We start from the raw sequence: 15901 nt of genomic DNA on the forward strand, positions 1-15901 counted from the left end.
CGGGCCGAGATGACAAGGGTCCTCGCTCCCCGCATGATCGAACGCGTCGTGCGGCACGTGACCTCCGACGGCAAGACGCGGGAGATCACGGCGCCGTTCACCGGCGAGGTCCTCGCCGAGATGCCCGTCTCCACCGCCGACGACGTCCGCTCCGCCCACGCCGTGGCGCGGGAGGCGCAGCGGGCGTGGGCGGCCCGGCCCGCGCGGGAGCGTGCCGAGCCCTTCCTGCGCCTGCACGACGCCATCCTCGACCGCCGCGAGGAGATCCTCGACGTGGTCCAGTGGGAGACCGGAAAGGCCCGCAGGCACGCCTTCGAGGAGGTCCTCGACGTCGCCGGCTGCACCCTCTACCACGCGCGGCGGGCCCCCGGCCTGCTGGAGCCGAGGAGGCGCGCCGGGATCCTGCCGGTCGCCACCAGGACGGTCGAGACGCGCCAGCCCCGGGGGACGGTGGCCCTGATCTCGCCGTGGAACTACCCGCTCTCGCTCGGCGTCACCGACGCCGTTCCCGCGCTGCTCGCCGGCAACGCCGTGGTCCACAAGCCCGACACCCAGACCGCCCTGTCCACGCTGTGGACGATCGACCTGCTGGTCTCCCTCGGCATGCCCAGGGAGATCTGGCAGGTCGTCCTCGGCGACCCCGCGGAGGTGGGCGAACCGCTGCTCGACGGCGCCGACTACGTGGCGTTCACCGGCTCCACCCGGGCCGGCCGGAAGATCGCCGAGGAGGCGGCCCGGCGGCTGATCGGCTGCTCGCTGGAGCTCGGCGGCAAGAACCCGATGCTCGTGCTCGACGACGCCGACCTGGACGCGGCGACCCAGGGCGCGCTGCGCGCCTGCTTCACCAACGCCGGGCAGCTGTGCCTGTCCGTCGAGCGGCTCTACGTCCACGACTCCGTGCACGACGCCTTCCTGGAGCGGTTCGTCCGGCAGGTCGGGAACATGAGGCTCGGCGCCGGGCTCGACTGGAACGTGCAGATGGGCTCGCTCTCCTCCCGGCGGCAGCTGGAGGCGGTCGCCGCCCACGTGGACGACGCCGTCGCGAAGGGCGCCCGGGTCCTCGCCGGGGGGCGGGCCCGCCCCGATCTCGGCCCGCTGTTCTACGAGCCCACCGTCCTGGCCGACGTCGACGAGAGCATGGACATGTGCCGGGCCGAGACCTTCGGCCCCGTCGTCGCGATCTACCGCTTCGGCGACGACGACGAGGCGGTCGAGCGGGCCAACGACACCGCGTACGGCCTCAACGCCTCCGTGTGGACCCGCGACGTGCCGCGCGGGCGGGCGCTGGCCTCCCGGATCAGGGCGGGCTCGGTCAACATCAACGAGGGGTACGGCTCGGCCTACGCCTCCTACGACGCGCCCATGGGCGGCATGAAGTCCTCGGGCCTGGGCCGGCGTCACGGGGCCGAGGGGCTGCTGAAGTACACCGAGGGGCAGACCGTCTCCAGCCAGGCGTCCTGGCTGGGCTTCGAGCCGATCCTCGGCATGGCGTACGAGAAGTACGCCGACACCCTCGCGACCGCCTTCAAGGTCATGAAGACGCTCCACCTGAAGTGAGGGGCTCCGGTGACCTTTGACGGTCGCCGGGAGGCCGTCGAAGTCACCGGAGGCCGCCGTGATCGACGGGGTCGTCGTTCGAAGGGAGCCGCCGTGTTCGACCACGACGTGCTGGTGATCGGATCGGGGTTCGGCGGGAGCGTCTCGGCGCTGCGGCTGACGGAGAAGGGCTACCGGGTCGCCGTCCTGGAGGCCGGGCGCCGCTTCGACGAGACCACGCTCCCCAGGACCTCCTGGCGGGTCCGCGACTTCCTGTGGGCCCCGGCGCTGGGCCTGAAGGGCATCCAGCGCATCCACGTGCTCAGGGGCGAGAAGGGCACCGGCGTGATGGTCCTGGCGGGTGCCGGGGTCGGCGGGGGCTCCCTGGTCTACGCCAACACCCTCTACGAGCCGCCGGACGCGTTCTTCCAGGACGTCCAGTGGTCGTCCATCACCGACTGGAAGGCCGAGCTGGCCCCGTACTACGACCAGGCCTCGCGCATGCTGGGCGTGACGCTCAACCCGACGGTCACCCCGGCCGACGAGGTGGTGCGCGCGGTCGCCGAGCGGATGGGCGTGGGCGACACCTTCCACCTGGCGCCGGTCGGCGTCTTCTTCGGCACCCCGGGCGTGGAGGTGGACGACCCCTACTTCGGCGGCGCGGGGCCGCGCCGCAGGGGCTGCACCGAGTGCGGCGAGTGCATGACGGGCTGCCGCCACGGGGCCAAGAACATGCTGATCAAGAACTACCTCTACCTGGCGGAGAGGGCCGGGGCCAGGGTCCTCCCCGAGACCACGGTCACCTCGGTCGTCCCGGTGGACGGCGGCTACCGGGTCGAGGCGCGCGGGACGGGCGCGCCCTGGCGCCGCAGCGCGCTCACCGCCGAGCACGTCGTCTTCGCGGCGGGGACGTACGGCACCCAGCGCCTGCTGCACCGGCTCAAGGCCGCGGGCACGCTGCCCCGGCTCTCCGACCGCCTGGGCACCCTCACCAGGACCAACTCCGAGGCGCTGCTCGGGTTCGAACGCCTGTCGGTCGAGGGCGAGAAGCTCAACCGGGGGGTGGCGATCACCTCCTCGATCCACCCCGACGCCCGCACGCACATCGAGCCGGTCCGCTACGGAGACGGTTCCAACGCGATGGGCATGCTCCGCACCCTGCTCATCGACGGCGGCGGCGCCCCGCGCTGGCTGAAGTTCCTCGGCGAGGCCCTGCGCGCGCCCCACCGGGTGGCAAGGCTGTTCAACCACCGCCGGTGGTCCGAGCGCGGCATCATCGCGTTGGTCATGCAGGCGAAGGACAACTCGATCACCCTGTCCGCGCGCAGGGGGCCGTTCGGCCGGAGGCTGCGCTCGGAGCGGGGCCACGGCGAGCCCAACCCCACCTGGCTGCCCGCCGGTCACGAGTTCGTCCGGCACGCGGCCGAGGAGGTCGGCGGCATCCCCGGCGGCTCCTGGCTCGACCTGTTCGACATCCCGGCCACCGCCCACTTCCTGGGCGGATGCGCCATCGGCGCCGATCGCGACACCGGGGTGATCGACCCCTACCACCGCGTCCACGGCCACGAGGGCCTGCACGTCGTCGACGGCTCCGCGGTCTCCGCCAACCCGGGCGTCAACCCCTCCCTCACCATCACCGCCCAGGCCGAGCGGGCGATGGCGCTGTGGCCCAACCGGGGCGAGCCGGACCCGCGCCCCGCCCCGGGCTCCCCGTACGCCCGCCTCGCACCCGTCGCCCCCCGCAGCCCCGTCGTCCCGGCCGCCGCCCCCGGGGCCCTGCGCCTGCCCATCGTCGAGATCACCTGACGGGGAGATACCGGTTCCGCCAGGCCTGGCCCTGGCCATGGTCCGATCGCGTAGCCGGTCTCCGCGTCGCGGTCCGACCGCCGGCTCGTGATCCCTTGTCGACCGAGCCGCCTGGGACGCGGGGACTCCGCCATGCTCCGGGCCGCACATCAGGGCCAGCACGGATGCGCGAAACGACGGAACGCGTCACAGTTACGCTGTGCCCCGAGAACGTCTGCTGATCGTCGACGACGACCCGGTCTTCCGCGTCGTCGCCCACGATCTGCTCGACGGCGAACGATTCACCGTCGTCGGCGAGGCGGCGAGCGGCTCCGGCGGGCTCGACGCGATCTGGCGGCTGAGCCCGGATGTGGTTCTCCTGGACGTTCAGCTGCCTGACGTCAGCGGATTCGACGTCTGTCCCGCGATGGTGGACTCCGGCGCGGCTGTCGTACTGACCTCGATCAGGGACGCCTCGTCCTACGGATCCCTCGTCGAGCAGAGCGGGGCTCGGGGCTTCATCCTCAAGGACCACCTGTCCGTCGCGGCTCTTTCCGCGGTTCTCGGTGAAAGCGGGCCGAGTGGCTGACGCGCCGGTGGAAGGGTGGCGCCGGTGGTGGAAGTCCGACACGGTGATCTGGTCCGTCGCGACGGCCGGGCTCCTCTTCGGCGCCTACACGACCACCGCCGCCGCCCTGTATCCGGTGGCCGACCCCTTCCGCGTCGTCCTGCACGCGGTAACCGGCGTCCTGTACCTGTCGGCCGGTGTCGTCGCGCACTACAGGTACAGCGCGAACGCCATCGGCCCGATGATGCTGGTCGCCGGGATCGCGATGTTCGCCGAGGACCTCCAGCTGTCGGACGAGGCGTGGCCGCACACGGTCGGCCAGTTCCTGGTCGCCTCCTCCGGCGCCGTGGTCACGCATCTGGTCCTGATGTTCCCCACCGGGCGGCTGGAGACGCGAGTCCAGAAGGCCCTGATGGCCGTCGCCTACGCGTTCGCGGCTCAGCTGGGCGTTGCGGTGGCCTTCTTCATGGACCAGACGTCGGACGACGACCACACCCCGCCGGGCATGCTGTTCGTCCGCGACAACCCGGTGGTCGGCGGGCTGGCCGAATCCTCCTCCAAGGCCGCCGCCACGGTCGTGGCCGTCGGGCTGATCGTCGTACTCCTCCGCCGCTGGGTCACCGGGCACCTGCTGATGCGCCGGCTCCTGAGACCGGTGATCCTGCTCGTGCTGGCCACCGGGTTCGTCTCGGCGACCGGGCTGATCCTGCACGCCGATCCGTTTCCCGGGGCCCGCGCGATTCGCGACGGGCTCCTGCGGTTCTACGACGTCTTGTACGCCTCTGTCCCCTTGGCCATGTTCGTCGGCACCCTGTACTTCTATCTCGGCAACGGCGCGGTCAACCGGCTGCTCAACGAGCTGCGCGTCCTGACCCGGGCCGGCGACGTCGAGAAGCTGCTGGCGAGGTCGCTGCGCGACGATTCGCTGCGTCTCGCCTACCCGGCGCCGGCCGGTTTCCTGGACGCCGCGGGAGCCCTGGTGAGGGTCGAGCCGTGGCAGGCCGTGACCTCGGTCGGCGGCCCGCGCGGGGCGGTGCTGATCCATGACGCGCTGCTGAAGGAGGATCCGAAGGTCCTGGACGTCGTGGCGACCGCGGCCGGTCTGGCGCTGACGAACCAGTCGCTGGCGGCGACGGTGGAAGCCCAGCTCCAGGAGGTGCGCCGGAGCCGGGCGCGCATCCTCGCGGCGGCCGACAAGGAACGCAAACGCATCGAGCGCAACCTGCACGACGGGGCACAGCCGTTGCTGACGGCGGCCAAGTTACGCATCGACATGGCCCGCAGCGCGCTCAGGACCGACCCGGACAAGGCCGACGAGCGGCTCGTCCAGGCGCTCGAGAACGTGCAGCAGTCGATCGAGGAGATCCGGATCCTGGCGAGCGGCCTCTATCCGCAACTGCTGACCACGGCCGGCCTCGTGACGGCCGTACGGGAACTGGGGCGGCAGTGCCCCGTCCCGGTCACCCTGGACCTGGACGCGCTGCCGCGACTGGATCCGCTGGCCGAGGCGTCGGTCTACTTCGTCGCCGCGGAAGGGCTGACGAACGCGATGAAACACGCGCACGCGACGCGTGCCCGCATCGAGGCGCGGGTGACCGGCGACGACGTGACCCTGAGCGTCGTCGACGACGGTCGTGGCGGCGCCACCATCTCGCCCGGCTCGGGCCTGGCGCGGCTGGCCGACCGGGTCGCGGCGGCAGGCGGCAAACTGACGTTGTCCAGTCCCGCGGGCGGCGGGACCAATCTTGAGGCGGTAATCCCCCGTGAACCTCCCGCACCCACCCCTGCCTGACCCGGTGGCTCCCCGGGTCGTCGTCGCCGAGGACTCCCCGCTGCTGCGCGAACTGTTCGTCGACGCGTTACGCGAATCGGGCATCGACGTCGTGGCCGACGCCGGCGACGGGCCCGGCCTGATGGACGCCGTGGCCCGGCATCGGCCGGACGTGGCGGTGATCGACATCCGGATGCCGCCGCTGGGCGAGACGCAAGGACTGCGCTCGGCGGTGGAGCTGCGCGCCGCCGACCCGCGCCTGGGCGTGCTCCTGCTGTCGTCCCAGCTCCAGACCCGTGATCTGTTCACCCTGATGGGCAAGAGCGGCCGTGGCGTCGGCTACCTGCTGAAGGACAAGGTCGCGGGGGTGGAGGCACTGGCCGAGGCGGTCCACCGGATCCACCGGGGCGAGTACATCGTCGACGCGGACGTGGTGGCCGACATGATGCGCCGCAGAGGCGGCGAACGGCTGCCGCACCTGACACAGCGAGAGAAGGAGATTCTCGCCCTGATGGCCGAGGGCCTGTCGAACAAGGCGATCGCCGCACGAGCGAAGGTGATGCCGCGCACGGTGGAGGCACACATCAGTCACCTGCTCAACACGCTCGGCCTGCCGCCCGCGCCGGACTACCACCGGCGTGTGCAGGCGGTCCTCGCCTACCTGCGCGGCGAGATCGGCTGATCCCCACCGCTGGACCGTGCCAACACCTCCGTGCCTGCACGCATGCGCGACGACCGTGCGCGCCCGACCATGAGAAAGGCGAGAAGAAACCGACAGGCGGGAGAGATCGGATGCCGTACTCAAGCAAGCCGGGCGTATGGAGGACACGGACCAGAAAGCTCAGAACCGCCCTGCTCACGGCGACGGTAACGGCGGGGACCCTCGCCGGTCCCGCGCAGCCCGCGGCGGACGCCACACAGGCCTTCGACACCTGTCCCCAGGGTTACGTCTGGCGGGAGGCCATCCCGGGCGACCACGTCTGCGTCTACCCGATCCGCCGCCAGCAGGCCCGAGACGACAACAGGCTGGCCGCCGGCAGGAGCAACGGCGCCGGCGCCCGGTACTGCCGTAACGGCTTCGTCTGGCGTGAGGTCATTCCCAGTGACCACGTCTGTGTCATCCCCGCTCGGCGCACCGAGACGTGGCACGACAACGCGCAGGCGGCGGGACGCGTCCGCGAGGCGTTGCTGGACGCCACGTCCGCGTCCGCGGCTCTGCCGGCCGCGGCCCTCAAGGGACTGGTCACCAAGAGGTTCAGCGAACTCGTCAGGGGCCGGAACTCGGACGTCGGCATCCGTGGAGGACGCGGGACGATCTCTGTCGTCAGCGACACCAGCGACGGGTTCGAGGGGCCACGCAACCGCGTCGTCCGGATCGGCGTCCACGGTTTCGTCAGCGTGTCCGTCGTCCCCGACCCGGAGTTCTACGTCGAACTGGACCTGCGGATCCGCTCGGTCCCCAAGGACGGCGGCGCCGACATCGTCGCCGACCTCACCCACCTGCGCGTCCGCACTTCGGGTTTCGGCCACGGCGCGCTGCTGAGGAAACTGCGCGGCGGTATCACCGACGCGTTCGCCCAGCCGGTGTCCTTCGCACACATCCCCGCGGGCACGGACTTCGTCACCGCCGGAGTCCCGCTGAACGCGAGCCTCAAGCTCTACTTCAAGAACACCGTACCCGGCCGCGTCGCGGCCGGCATCACGCAGCGAAGGCTCGACGACATGTAGGACGTGCCTGGCCGGTGGTCGTGCCCGTTGATCCGCCGGGACCCATCGGCAGCACACGATCGGCCCCGGCGAGCACGGGCTCGACCGGGACACCACACCAAGGAGAAGATCATGAAACGCGTCGTCCTCGGAACGGCCGCACTCGTGGCCGCCGGACTCACCATCGCCGTCCCGGCCCCCGCGCGGGCCTCCACCGCCGGTGGCGCGTGTGACGCCTCCCTGGTGGCGGGGCCGGGCAGCCTCATCGGCGGCCTGTGGCGCTCCAACGGTGGTGAGAACAGCGTCTACGGCTGTCCCGTCACCAAGGAGTCCGGCTACCCCGACAAGAGGGGATCTTGGCAGCGCTTCCGCAACGGCCAGATCGGCTGGTCCCCGAACCTCGGGAACGGCACCCTGGTTCGCGTCTACGCGAAGGGAGACAACATCGTCTTCAAGTGGAGCGGCCTGAGCCGCGACTGGGACTTCTTCCACGTCCGCTGGAGTAAGAACGGCGGTAAGGCCACCCAGGTCAAGGTCGGCCGGCTGTCCCCGTGGAGCGGCCAACATCTGATGCCGCCGCCATCGAACTGTGTCAAAGAAGGCGGCGAAGAAGGGTGCCCCACCACCAACGGTCACCTGATCGACAAATTCGCTTTCACTGTCCAGGGCTGCGATAGAACTGGGATATTCCAGGCCGGATCCGACTGCGGCCCCTGGAGCATTCCCACCTCCATCGGCATCGCCCGATGATCCGGGGGGCGAAGTGTTCAGGTGGATAGCGGGAATCGCGCTTCTAAGCATTTTACTCATGGGATCGGGGCTCATTCCCATGCCGCCGACCGACGCCGGGCTGAGTGACTGCCCGCCCTTGCGGGCGGGCCAGGCCGACCCGATCGACGGGAAGGACTGCGTGCGTATGATCCAGCGGAGACTGATTGACATCGGCTATACGAGCCAGCGGGTGGACGGTGTTTTCGGGCCGCTCACCAGGGCGAATGTGGTGGCCTTTCAGAAGGCCTCCGGGCTGCGGCCAGATGGCGAGGTCGGTCCGCGGACCCTTGCGGCGTTGATCGACGGCTCCACGCCCCTCATTCTCGCCGGGCTGAACCTGGGCTCGCCGAACTGCCGAGACGACGTCTGTCATTTCGTCGTTCCTCGGGGTGTCACCCGTCAGGTGGGAAACTGGCTGGCAAACAATCCCGGCCTTGCCGTACATGTGTCCGTCAACCTGCTCGTGCGCGGCGTTTGTGGCCCGGCCAGGGTCCCGGCGATCGCCAGGCTGAGCTGCGAGAGATTGGTGTACAAGGAAGTCGGTGATTTTATCGCGACGCTCGGGTCCGCCGCCGGGAGGAACGCCTGCGTGCGGATCTCCGTCGGCCTTCCCGGGGGCAGGAAACCGAAATTCCTCAGATTCACCTCCGTGGCATGCCGGAGCTGAGGGCACTTTCTCGCCCGCCGATTGTCCCTCGGACGGGGATCTCGGCGTCGGCACGGTCGGTGCGGGAGGATCTCGTGTCCGGCCCGGACACGAGATCCTCGCTCACTCCGGTCACCTCGATCCCCGCCGAGCGCCCCCGGACGGCGTGCCCGAACGCATCCACGCTCTGCGCGAGTTCGAAGTCTCATGCAACGGGCACGACCCCACCGGGACGTCCGGGACCGTGGTCACCTAAGCGGTCCACCACGGCCTCCGTGGCCTCTTTCCAGGTGAGGTCAGCCGGTGGGCCGCTGGACGGGCTGGGTCTCGGTCCGGTAGATCAGGGTCGTCTCGACGTGCACGATCTCAGGCCGGATCAGGAACTTCTCCAGCAGCAGGCGGTGCAGGCGGTCGGCGTCGGCGACCGCCACGTGGACCAGGAAGTCCTGGGGGCCGGCCACGTGGAACAGGGCGATGGTCTCGGGCAGGCCCAGGACGAAGGCCCGCAGCGGGTCGACGAGCTGGCTGGTGTGCGGCCGCACCCGCAGGGCGAGCAGCGCCTGCAGGGGACGGCCCAGCGTCGCCGGGTCGACCTCGGCGCGGAAGGCGCCGATCACCCCGCGCCTCCGAAGCGAGCGCACCCGCTCCAGCGCCGTGGAGGGGGCGACGCCCACCCGTTCGGCCAGGTCCTTGTTGGGGAGTCGCGCATCCTTCTGCAGCTCGGCCAGAATTCGCCGGTCCACCGAATCCAGTTCGACACTCACCGGGTTCACCTCCGTCCAATTCGGCTCGCCTGGCGAGCTGTCGTGAATTCGACCAGTATCCCCGTGTGACGTGGAATGTTGAGGAATTCGTGAACGCGGCGACCATGACCGTCGACGAGCTGGCCGCCTACGTCGACGAGAGCCAGCGGGGCGTGCCACCCGTGCTCGGCCGCAGACCCCCCGGTGAGCTGGCCGAGCGGCTCGGGCTCGCCCGGTGGATCCGCGAGGGCGGGATGACCGCCGGCGACCACGCGGAGTTCCTGCGCACCTACCTCGCCGAGGGCACGCGGCTGCACCATCCCGCCTACCTCGGGCATCAGGTCGCCGCTCCCGACTTCCCCGCAGCCCTCGCCGACCTCGTCCACGGCGTGAGCAACAACCCGATGGCGATCTACGAGATGGGCGCCTCGGCGGCGACCGTGGAGTTCGAGGTGCTGCGCTGGATGCTCGGCAAGGTCGGTTTCGGCGAGGCGGGCGGCGGGGTGCTGACCCACGGGGGATCGCTGGCCAACCTCACCGCGCTGCTGGCCGCGCGGGCGTCGGTGGCCCCGGAGGCGTGGACCGAGGGCGTCCCCGGCGACCTCGCGCTGCTCGCTCCGGCGTCGTCGCACTACTCGCTCACCCGCGCCGCCGCGATCCTCGGCCTGGGGGAGCGGGCCGTGATGCCGCTGGAGGTGGACGGGCTCGGCAGGATCGACGTCGCCCGCCTGCCCGAGGCCCTGGAGCGGGTGCGCCGGGCGGGACGGCGGCCGATGGCCCTGGTGGCGAACGCCTGCGCGACCGGGACCGGCCTCTACGACGACCTGCGCGGGATCGGGGAGTTCTGCGCCGCCAACGGCGTCTGGTTCCACGTGGACGGCGCCCACGGCGCCTCCGCGCTGCTGTCCGGCCGGCACCGCCACCTGCTCGACGGGATCGGGCTCGCCGACTCGCTGATCTGGGACGCGCACAAGATGCTGCGTACCTCCAGCCTGGCCGCGGCGGTGCTGACCCGGCGCGAGGGCGACCTGGACGCGGCCTTCCGGCAGCGGGCCAGCTACCTGTTCTACGGGGAGCAGGGCTTCGACCTCATCGGCAGGACCGTGGAGTGCAGCAAGGCCGAGCTGGGCCTGAAGATCTTCCTCAACCTGGCCTGGCGGGGCGAGCGCGGCCTGGGCGAGTACGTCGCGCGCCGGTACGCCACCGCGCACCGCTTCTGGGAACTGGCCCGCGAACGGCCGGGCTTCGAGTGCCCGTACGAGCCGGAGAGCAACATCGTCTGCTTCCGGTACGGCACCGGCGACCAGGCGGACATCCGCGAGCGCCTGATGGAGGACGGGGCCTTCCAGCTGACCTCGGCCGAGGTCGGCGGGGTCCGCCACCTGCGGGTCACCGTGATGGCCCCCGCCACGGACGACAAGACGCTGGAGGCGCTGCTCGACCGGATCGCCGGACCTGAGGCCACGGCCGGTCCCCGGTGAACCCCCGCGAGGAGCGCCGGGCCGCTCCTCACCGAACCCGGTGCGGCCGGTGCGGCCGGTGCGGAAGGCCGGTCCTCGGGGGTCCGGGCCGGTCCCCGGGGGATCCCGGGGCGGATCCCGGCGCCCTCAGCGGATCCCGGAGTCGGGGTGGGCGGCGTCCCAGCGGCGGCGTGACTCGGCGATGCCGTCGCGGTGCTCGGCCGACCAGTCGACGAGGGTCCGCAACAGGTGGGTGAGGCTGTGCCCGGACGGGGTCAGCTCGTAGTCGACCTGAGGCGGGACGACGGGGTGGACGGTCCTGGAGATCAGGCCGTCGCGCTCCAGGCGGCGCAGGGTCAGGGTGAGCATCCGCTGCGAGATGCCGGGCAGGGCCCGCTGGAGCTCGCGGAACCGGCGCACCCCCTGGGCCAGCTCCACGACCACCAGCACCGACCACTTGTCGCCGATCCGGTCGAGGACCTCACGGATGCCGCAGTCCTCGCCTCCGCAGGAGACGACCGGCTCCGTGGTTACCGCGGTGTGCCCCACTGACATCGAAGTGCCTCCTTATGCCACGTGTCCTGGTTGTCGATGATGGACCCGGTTACCGAAGAGAACCACTCATACGGGGGAGATTCCATGATTCTCATGACGGGGGCGACGGGCGCACTGGGGCGGCTCGTCGCCGTGCGGCTGGCCGGGCGGGACGACGTGGTGATCGGCAGCCGTACCCCGGAGGCGGTCCCCGCCGGGACACCGGCCCGCCCGGTCGACTTCGAGGACCCCGCCTTGCTGGAGGAGGGCTTCGCCGGGGTGGACACGCTGCTGCTGATCTCCGCGGGCTACGGCGAGGACGACGTGGTGATCGCCAGGCACGGCGCGGCGATCGAGGCGGCGGAGAAGGCCGGGGTCTCGCACATCGTCTACACCGGCCTCAGCGCCGCCGGGGACCACCTGGCCTACGCGCTCGCCCACCGCTGGACCGAGCGCAGGCTCCGCGAGGGGGCCGCGAACTGGACGATCCTGCGCAACGGCCTCTACGCCGAGCTGCTGGCGACGCTCGCGCCCGCCGTGGACGGCAGGATCACCGCGCCGCTGGGAGCGGGACGGCTGGCCGCGGTGGCCCGCGAGGACCTGGCCGACGTGGCCGCCCTGGTCGTGACCGGTGCCTCCGCGCACGCGGGCCGGACCTACGAGCTGGTCGGGGAGGATGCGGTCGGCGGCGCGGAGCTGGCCGCGGCCCTCACCGGGGCCACGGGAGGCACCGTCTCGTACGAGCCCGGCACCCTCGCCGGGGCCCGCGAGGCGTTCACCGCCCTCGGCCTGGCGCCCTTCCAGGTCCCGATGCTGGTGAGCACCTACTCCTCGATCGCGAACGGGTTCATGGACGCGACGGGCGGCGACCTGCGGGCCCTGCTCGGCAGGGCTCCCCGGTCCGCCCTGGAGGTCATCGTCGCGGGACTTCGCGAACAGGGGTGAACAGGGGCAGGGCGCGCGACGGCCGAGGGCCCCCTGCCCGGCCGCGGAGAGGGCAGGGGGCCCGTGTGATCAGTTGTCGGTGCAGAACATGTGGATACGGCAGTTCGTGACGCGGCCCGCCTCGACGGCGGCCGGCTCGCGCTCCTGAAGACCCTGAAGGTCCTGAACGTCGAACGACATCGATTTCACCTCCTCGCCGATCTCGTGGCCGCGCCGGGCGCGGACCGCTTCTCCTTCCGCCGCCCCGGAGCGGGCGGCGAGCCTGGGACGGGGGGACGCCAGGCGTCCCCCACGACGTCGTCGAGCATCCACGGGCGCGCGTGCCGGTGGCGCAGCCGGACGAGGAAGGCGACGATCCCGGCCGTGCCGCCGAGGAACGTCGGGACGACCTTCGAGAAGGGGTCCGGCACGAGCAGCCTGCCGGAGCGGGTCACGGCTCTGGCCTCCAGGCATCCGGCCAGGTCCCCGGCCCAGCGCAGATACCGGTCGTCGGCCGTGAACCCGGCCATGTCGAGGAGGAACTCGCCGTCACCGGGCAGGCCGTGGCACGGCACCGCCCCCGACTGCCAGCGGGTCCTGTGCACCGCGACCGCCGCCTGACCGGCGAGCCGCAGGGCGTCCGGGTCGCCGGTGGCGCGCCAGTACCGGACGAGGAAGGAGCCGACCCCCGACGAGCCGCTGCACCAGTGCGGCCGGCGCGGCAGGACCGTCCGCGGATCCCCCGCGAGGGCCGGCCACCAGGCGGTGTCGCCGTCGACGTCGGCGTGCTCGTACAGGGCGCGGGCGACCTCGCGCACGGTCGCCATCCACTCCGGGCGGCCGAGGGTGACGGCGGCGTAGAGCAGCGCCGTGCCGACCCCGGCGATCCCGTGCGCGAAGCCGAGATGGTCGGCGCCCGCGAGACCGGAGTCGAACGACTCCGGCGTCGGCCACCGCGGGTGCCCCATCCGGTAGGACCGCGCGCCGTGCAGGTTCTCGAACGTCTCCACGGCCCGCCCGCGGAGCACGGGGTCGCCCGAGCGCAGGGCGAGGCGCAGCACCGTCATGCCGGACCCGGCCAGCCCGTGCGTCACGTCGGGGCTCGGGTGGTCCACCGGAAGCCGGGCCGCCGCCCGCAGCGCGAACTCCCGCGTCTCGTCGTCGCCCGCGGCCTCCGCCGCGTCGTGAAGGGCCCAGACGGCTCCCGAGCGCCCGAAGTAAAGGCCGGGGGTCCAGACGTCCTCGTCGGAGAGACGGCGGCGGAGCCACCCGGCCGCGGCGACCGCCGCGCCTCTTGCGCCCGCCGTGTCGTCTGTGAAGGCGTTGTCGGTGAGGGCGTTGTCTGTGACGGCGTTGTCGGTGACGGCCGCGCGGGAGGCGAGCGTCAGGACGGCCAGGATGCCCGGTACGCCCCCGTTCACCGAGCACGGGTCCGCCTCGGCCCCGCCGGCCCCGGCGACCGCGTTGGGCCACGGCGACGGGCTGTCCCGCCGGGGGTCCATGGTCTCCACCAGCCGCGCCAGCCCGTCCGCCATCAGGAGGTCCGCCTGTCGCACCCCGCCCGCCCTCGCCCCCGCGAGGACGGGGCCGGCCTTCCCCGTCTCCCCCGTCTCCCCCGTCTCCCGCGTCTCCCGCGTCTCCCGCGCCGTCGCGAGGTCGGCGGCGGGAGCCGCGGCGGGGGAGCCGGTGAGGCCGGTGGCGGAGGCCGCCGGGGCGAGCGCGTCCAGGTACCTCGCGCAGCGGTTCAGCGACCAGCGCTCCTCCGGCTCGGTGACCAGTCCCTCCACCAGGGGGCGGAGGAGGGCGAGGGTGGGGTTGGCCGCGGACACCGCGCCGACGTGGTCGAGGAGGCGCCGGCCGCGGGCCGGGCCCGTCGTGCCGTCCTCGGGGAGTTCCAGCCCGGCGCCGGTCGCGAGGAAGTACGCCAGCCCGCCGAGGCCGAACAGGTCGGCCGTCTCTCCCGGCGCCGGCCGGAGTTCGCCGGTGTGCGGCACCAGTTCCGGAGCGAGGTAGCCGGGGGTTCCACCGATCATGACGATGTCGCCCGGCACCGTCGCGTACTCCAGGTCGACGAGCCGGAGGTCACCGCCGGGCAGGAGCATCACGTTGTCCGGCGAGAGGTCGCGGAAGACGTGGCCGAGGTCGTGGACGGCCCGCAGCGCGTCGACGAGGCGCCGCAGGATCGGCCGGACCTCGGCGGCGCCGTTCCCGAAGCCGTCGTGCCCGAGGGGCCCGGCGTTCCCCTCGGACCAGCGCCGCAGCGTCGTCCCCGGCACGCGTTCCTCGACGAGGAACGCGTGCCCGCCCTGTTCGAAGAAGTCGACCACGGCAGGGACGACCCCGCTGGACGCCAGGGCCTCCAGCCGGGACCTCTCCGTCGCCAGCCGGTCGCGCGCGTCCCGGCCCCCGAGATCGGACGACGCGTGCGGCCGGCCCTCCTTGATCACGACTTCGGCGCCGCTCTCGGTGTCCTCCGCGATGTACACGCCGCCCCTGTTGGCGTGTCGCACCGCCTCGCGGACCACGAAACGGCCGTTCAGCAGCACGGCGGGCCGCTGCGGTGGCCCGGGGACCCCGAAGGCGCGGTCCGCCGCTCCGGAGGCGCCGGGCGCGGTGAAGGGCGAGACGGCGAAGGAGGGCGGGGAGAACCGTGGCAGCCGCTCGTCAGGGATCGCCGTCCCCTCCGGCGTGCGGAGCCGGACCTCGTAGAAACCGTCGTTGCCGAGCACCCGGTGCCCGCCGAAGGCCCCGTAGCGGTAGTGGACGATCCCGCCGGGCCGGTAGGGGTGGTCCGACAGGATCGCCGGGCCGGGAAGCCCCCGGGTGGCCTCGTCGAGCAGTGGCGCCAGCCGGGCCGCCTCGGCGCCGCCCGCCGGGTAGGCGGTGACGAACTTCCCCGCCTGGGCACGGGCGCAGTGGGGGGCGAGCAGCTCCCAGTAGTCGCCCAGCCGCGCGGGGAACTTGAAGGCGCACCCCTCGGCGGCCAGCACTCGTACGACCCGGGAAAGCACGATCGGAGCGGAGAGCATCGTCGCGGAGACGTGAAGTTTCCAGCCCTGCGCGGGCATCGCGTATCCGCCGGGAACGACCAGGCACCAGAATTCCCCTTCGGTGACCGACCAGTCGCGGGCCGGGACCCGTCCGATCTCGGCGATCGCGATGTCACGCAGGAGGGCGCTGTCGCCCGGTGGGCTTTTCACGGGAGGTCATCCTTCGGCTGTCGCGGTTCGACGTCATGCGGGAATCGGTCCGACGTCAAACGGGAAATACGTCAAACGGGAAACGCGTCACACGGGTGGGAGGGACGCGGGAAGCGCGCGAGGTGTTCACGCCCGGGAGCCGGGCCGAGGGCGTGGATCCCGCCGGGGCGCGGCCGCCGCCTCCGCTCCCGTCACCGGGACCGCGTGGTGGTGATCGCGCATATGTGAGATCGGCGGAGCCGCCGCATTCTTTTCC

General features: G+C 72.2%; 13 protein-coding genes. 10 read left to right on the plus strand and 3 right to left on the minus strand.

What is annotated here, in order from left to right; all coding sequences use genetic code 11:
• The first annotated feature begins 33 nt into the window (after positions 1-33).
• The 8 genes from ACVCAG_RS17600 (at position 34) to ACVCAG_RS17635 (ending at position 8805) form a co-directional block, all read left to right on the plus strand.
• Entirely contained in the window at positions 34-1557 is a 1524-nt protein-coding gene (locus tag ACVCAG_RS17600; protein WP_440082857.1) for a succinic semialdehyde dehydrogenase, read from the plus strand.
• 93 nt (positions 1558-1650) lie between these two features.
• Positions 1651-3342 carry a GMC oxidoreductase gene (locus ACVCAG_RS17605; protein ID WP_447190029.1) on the plus strand — a complete coding sequence of 564 codons (1692 nt, stop codon included), beginning with the start codon at positions 1651-1653 and terminating at the stop codon, positions 3340-3342.
• Between the two features lie 199 nt (positions 3343-3541).
• The gene (locus ACVCAG_RS17610; RefSeq protein ID WP_447190030.1) at positions 3542-3910 is read left to right on the plus strand and encodes a response regulator transcription factor; all 369 of its coding nucleotides are present in this window, start codon (positions 3542-3544) and stop codon (positions 3908-3910) included.
• The gene (locus ACVCAG_RS17615) at positions 3903-5681 is read left to right on the plus strand and encodes a histidine kinase (RefSeq protein ID WP_447190031.1); all 1779 of its coding nucleotides are present in this window, start codon (positions 3903-3905) and stop codon (positions 5679-5681) included. The genes ACVCAG_RS17610 and ACVCAG_RS17615 overlap by 8 nt, the downstream gene beginning before the upstream one ends.
• Before the next feature lie 4 nt (positions 5682-5685).
• The gene (locus ACVCAG_RS17620; RefSeq protein ID WP_447190032.1) at positions 5686-6342 is read left to right on the plus strand and encodes a response regulator transcription factor; all 657 of its coding nucleotides are present in this window, start codon (positions 5686-5688) and stop codon (positions 6340-6342) included.
• A gap of 110 nt (positions 6343-6452) precedes the next feature.
• On the plus strand, positions 6453-7388 hold the full coding sequence (locus tag ACVCAG_RS17625; protein ID WP_447190033.1) for a hypothetical protein: 936 nt from the start codon (positions 6453-6455) through the stop codon (positions 7386-7388).
• 111 nt (positions 7389-7499) lie between these two features.
• The gene (locus ACVCAG_RS17630; protein WP_447190034.1) at positions 7500-8117 is read left to right on the plus strand and encodes an LGFP repeat-containing protein; all 618 of its coding nucleotides are present in this window, start codon (positions 7500-7502) and stop codon (positions 8115-8117) included.
• Positions 8118-8175: 58 nt separating this feature from the next.
• Positions 8176-8805, plus strand: coding sequence for a peptidoglycan-binding domain-containing protein (locus ACVCAG_RS17635; RefSeq protein ID WP_447190035.1), 630 nt, complete (start codon positions 8176-8178; stop codon positions 8803-8805).
• A 275-nt stretch (positions 8806-9080) separates the two neighbouring features.
• Here ACVCAG_RS17635 and ACVCAG_RS17640 read toward each other — a convergent pair whose 3' ends face one another.
• Positions 9081-9548, minus strand: a complete 468-nt coding sequence (locus tag ACVCAG_RS17640) for an Lrp/AsnC family transcriptional regulator (RefSeq protein WP_362839792.1) — start codon at positions 9546-9548, stop codon at positions 9081-9083.
• A 65-nt stretch (positions 9549-9613) separates the two neighbouring features.
• Between ACVCAG_RS17640 and ACVCAG_RS17645 the strand changes: the two genes are divergently transcribed.
• On the plus strand, positions 9614-11008 hold the full coding sequence (locus tag ACVCAG_RS17645; protein WP_447190036.1) for a pyridoxal phosphate-dependent decarboxylase family protein: 1395 nt from the start codon (positions 9614-9616) through the stop codon (positions 11006-11008).
• 126 nt (positions 11009-11134) lie between these two features.
• Here the strand turns inward: ACVCAG_RS17645 and ACVCAG_RS17650 are convergent, their stop codons facing one another.
• Complete coding sequence (locus ACVCAG_RS17650; protein WP_447190037.1) at positions 11135-11542, minus strand: winged helix-turn-helix transcriptional regulator; 408 nt, start codon at positions 11540-11542, stop codon at positions 11135-11137.
• Positions 11543-11626: 84 nt separating this feature from the next.
• Between ACVCAG_RS17650 and ACVCAG_RS17655 the strand changes: the two genes are divergently transcribed.
• Positions 11627-12466: an NAD(P)H-binding protein gene (locus ACVCAG_RS17655; RefSeq protein ID WP_447190038.1), complete on the plus strand. Its 840-nt coding sequence runs from the start codon at positions 11627-11629 to the stop codon at positions 12464-12466.
• Positions 12467-12651: 185 nt separating this feature from the next.
• Here the strand turns inward: ACVCAG_RS17655 and lanL are convergent, their stop codons facing one another.
• Positions 12652-15645, minus strand: a complete 2994-nt coding sequence (gene lanL / locus ACVCAG_RS17660) for a class IV lanthionine synthetase LanL (RefSeq protein ID WP_447190039.1) — start codon at positions 15643-15645, stop codon at positions 12652-12654.
• Positions 15646-15901: the final 256 nt, after the last annotated feature.

This window comes from Streptosporangium sp. G12 (genome assembly GCF_052983175.1).

Coding starts and splice junctions, on each gene's coding strand:
- ACVCAG_RS17600 (WP_440082857.1), top strand. CDS start 34: ATGATCGAACGCGTCGTGCGGCACGTGACCTCCGACGGCAAGACGCGG.
- ACVCAG_RS17625 (WP_447190033.1), top strand. CDS start 6,453: ATGCCGTACTCAAGCAAGCCGGGCGTATGGAGGACACGGACCAGAAAG.
- ACVCAG_RS17630 (WP_447190034.1), top strand. CDS start 7,500: ATGAAACGCGTCGTCCTCGGAACGGCCGCACTCGTGGCCGCCGGACTC.
- ACVCAG_RS17635 (WP_447190035.1), top strand. CDS start 8,176: ATGGGATCGGGGCTCATTCCCATGCCGCCGACCGACGCCGGGCTGAGT.
- ACVCAG_RS17650 (WP_447190037.1), bottom strand. CDS start 11,542: ATGTCAGTGGGGCACACCGCGGTAACCACGGAGCCGGTCGTCTCCTGC.
- ACVCAG_RS17655 (WP_447190038.1), top strand. CDS start 11,627: ATGATTCTCATGACGGGGGCGACGGGCGCACTGGGGCGGCTCGTCGCC.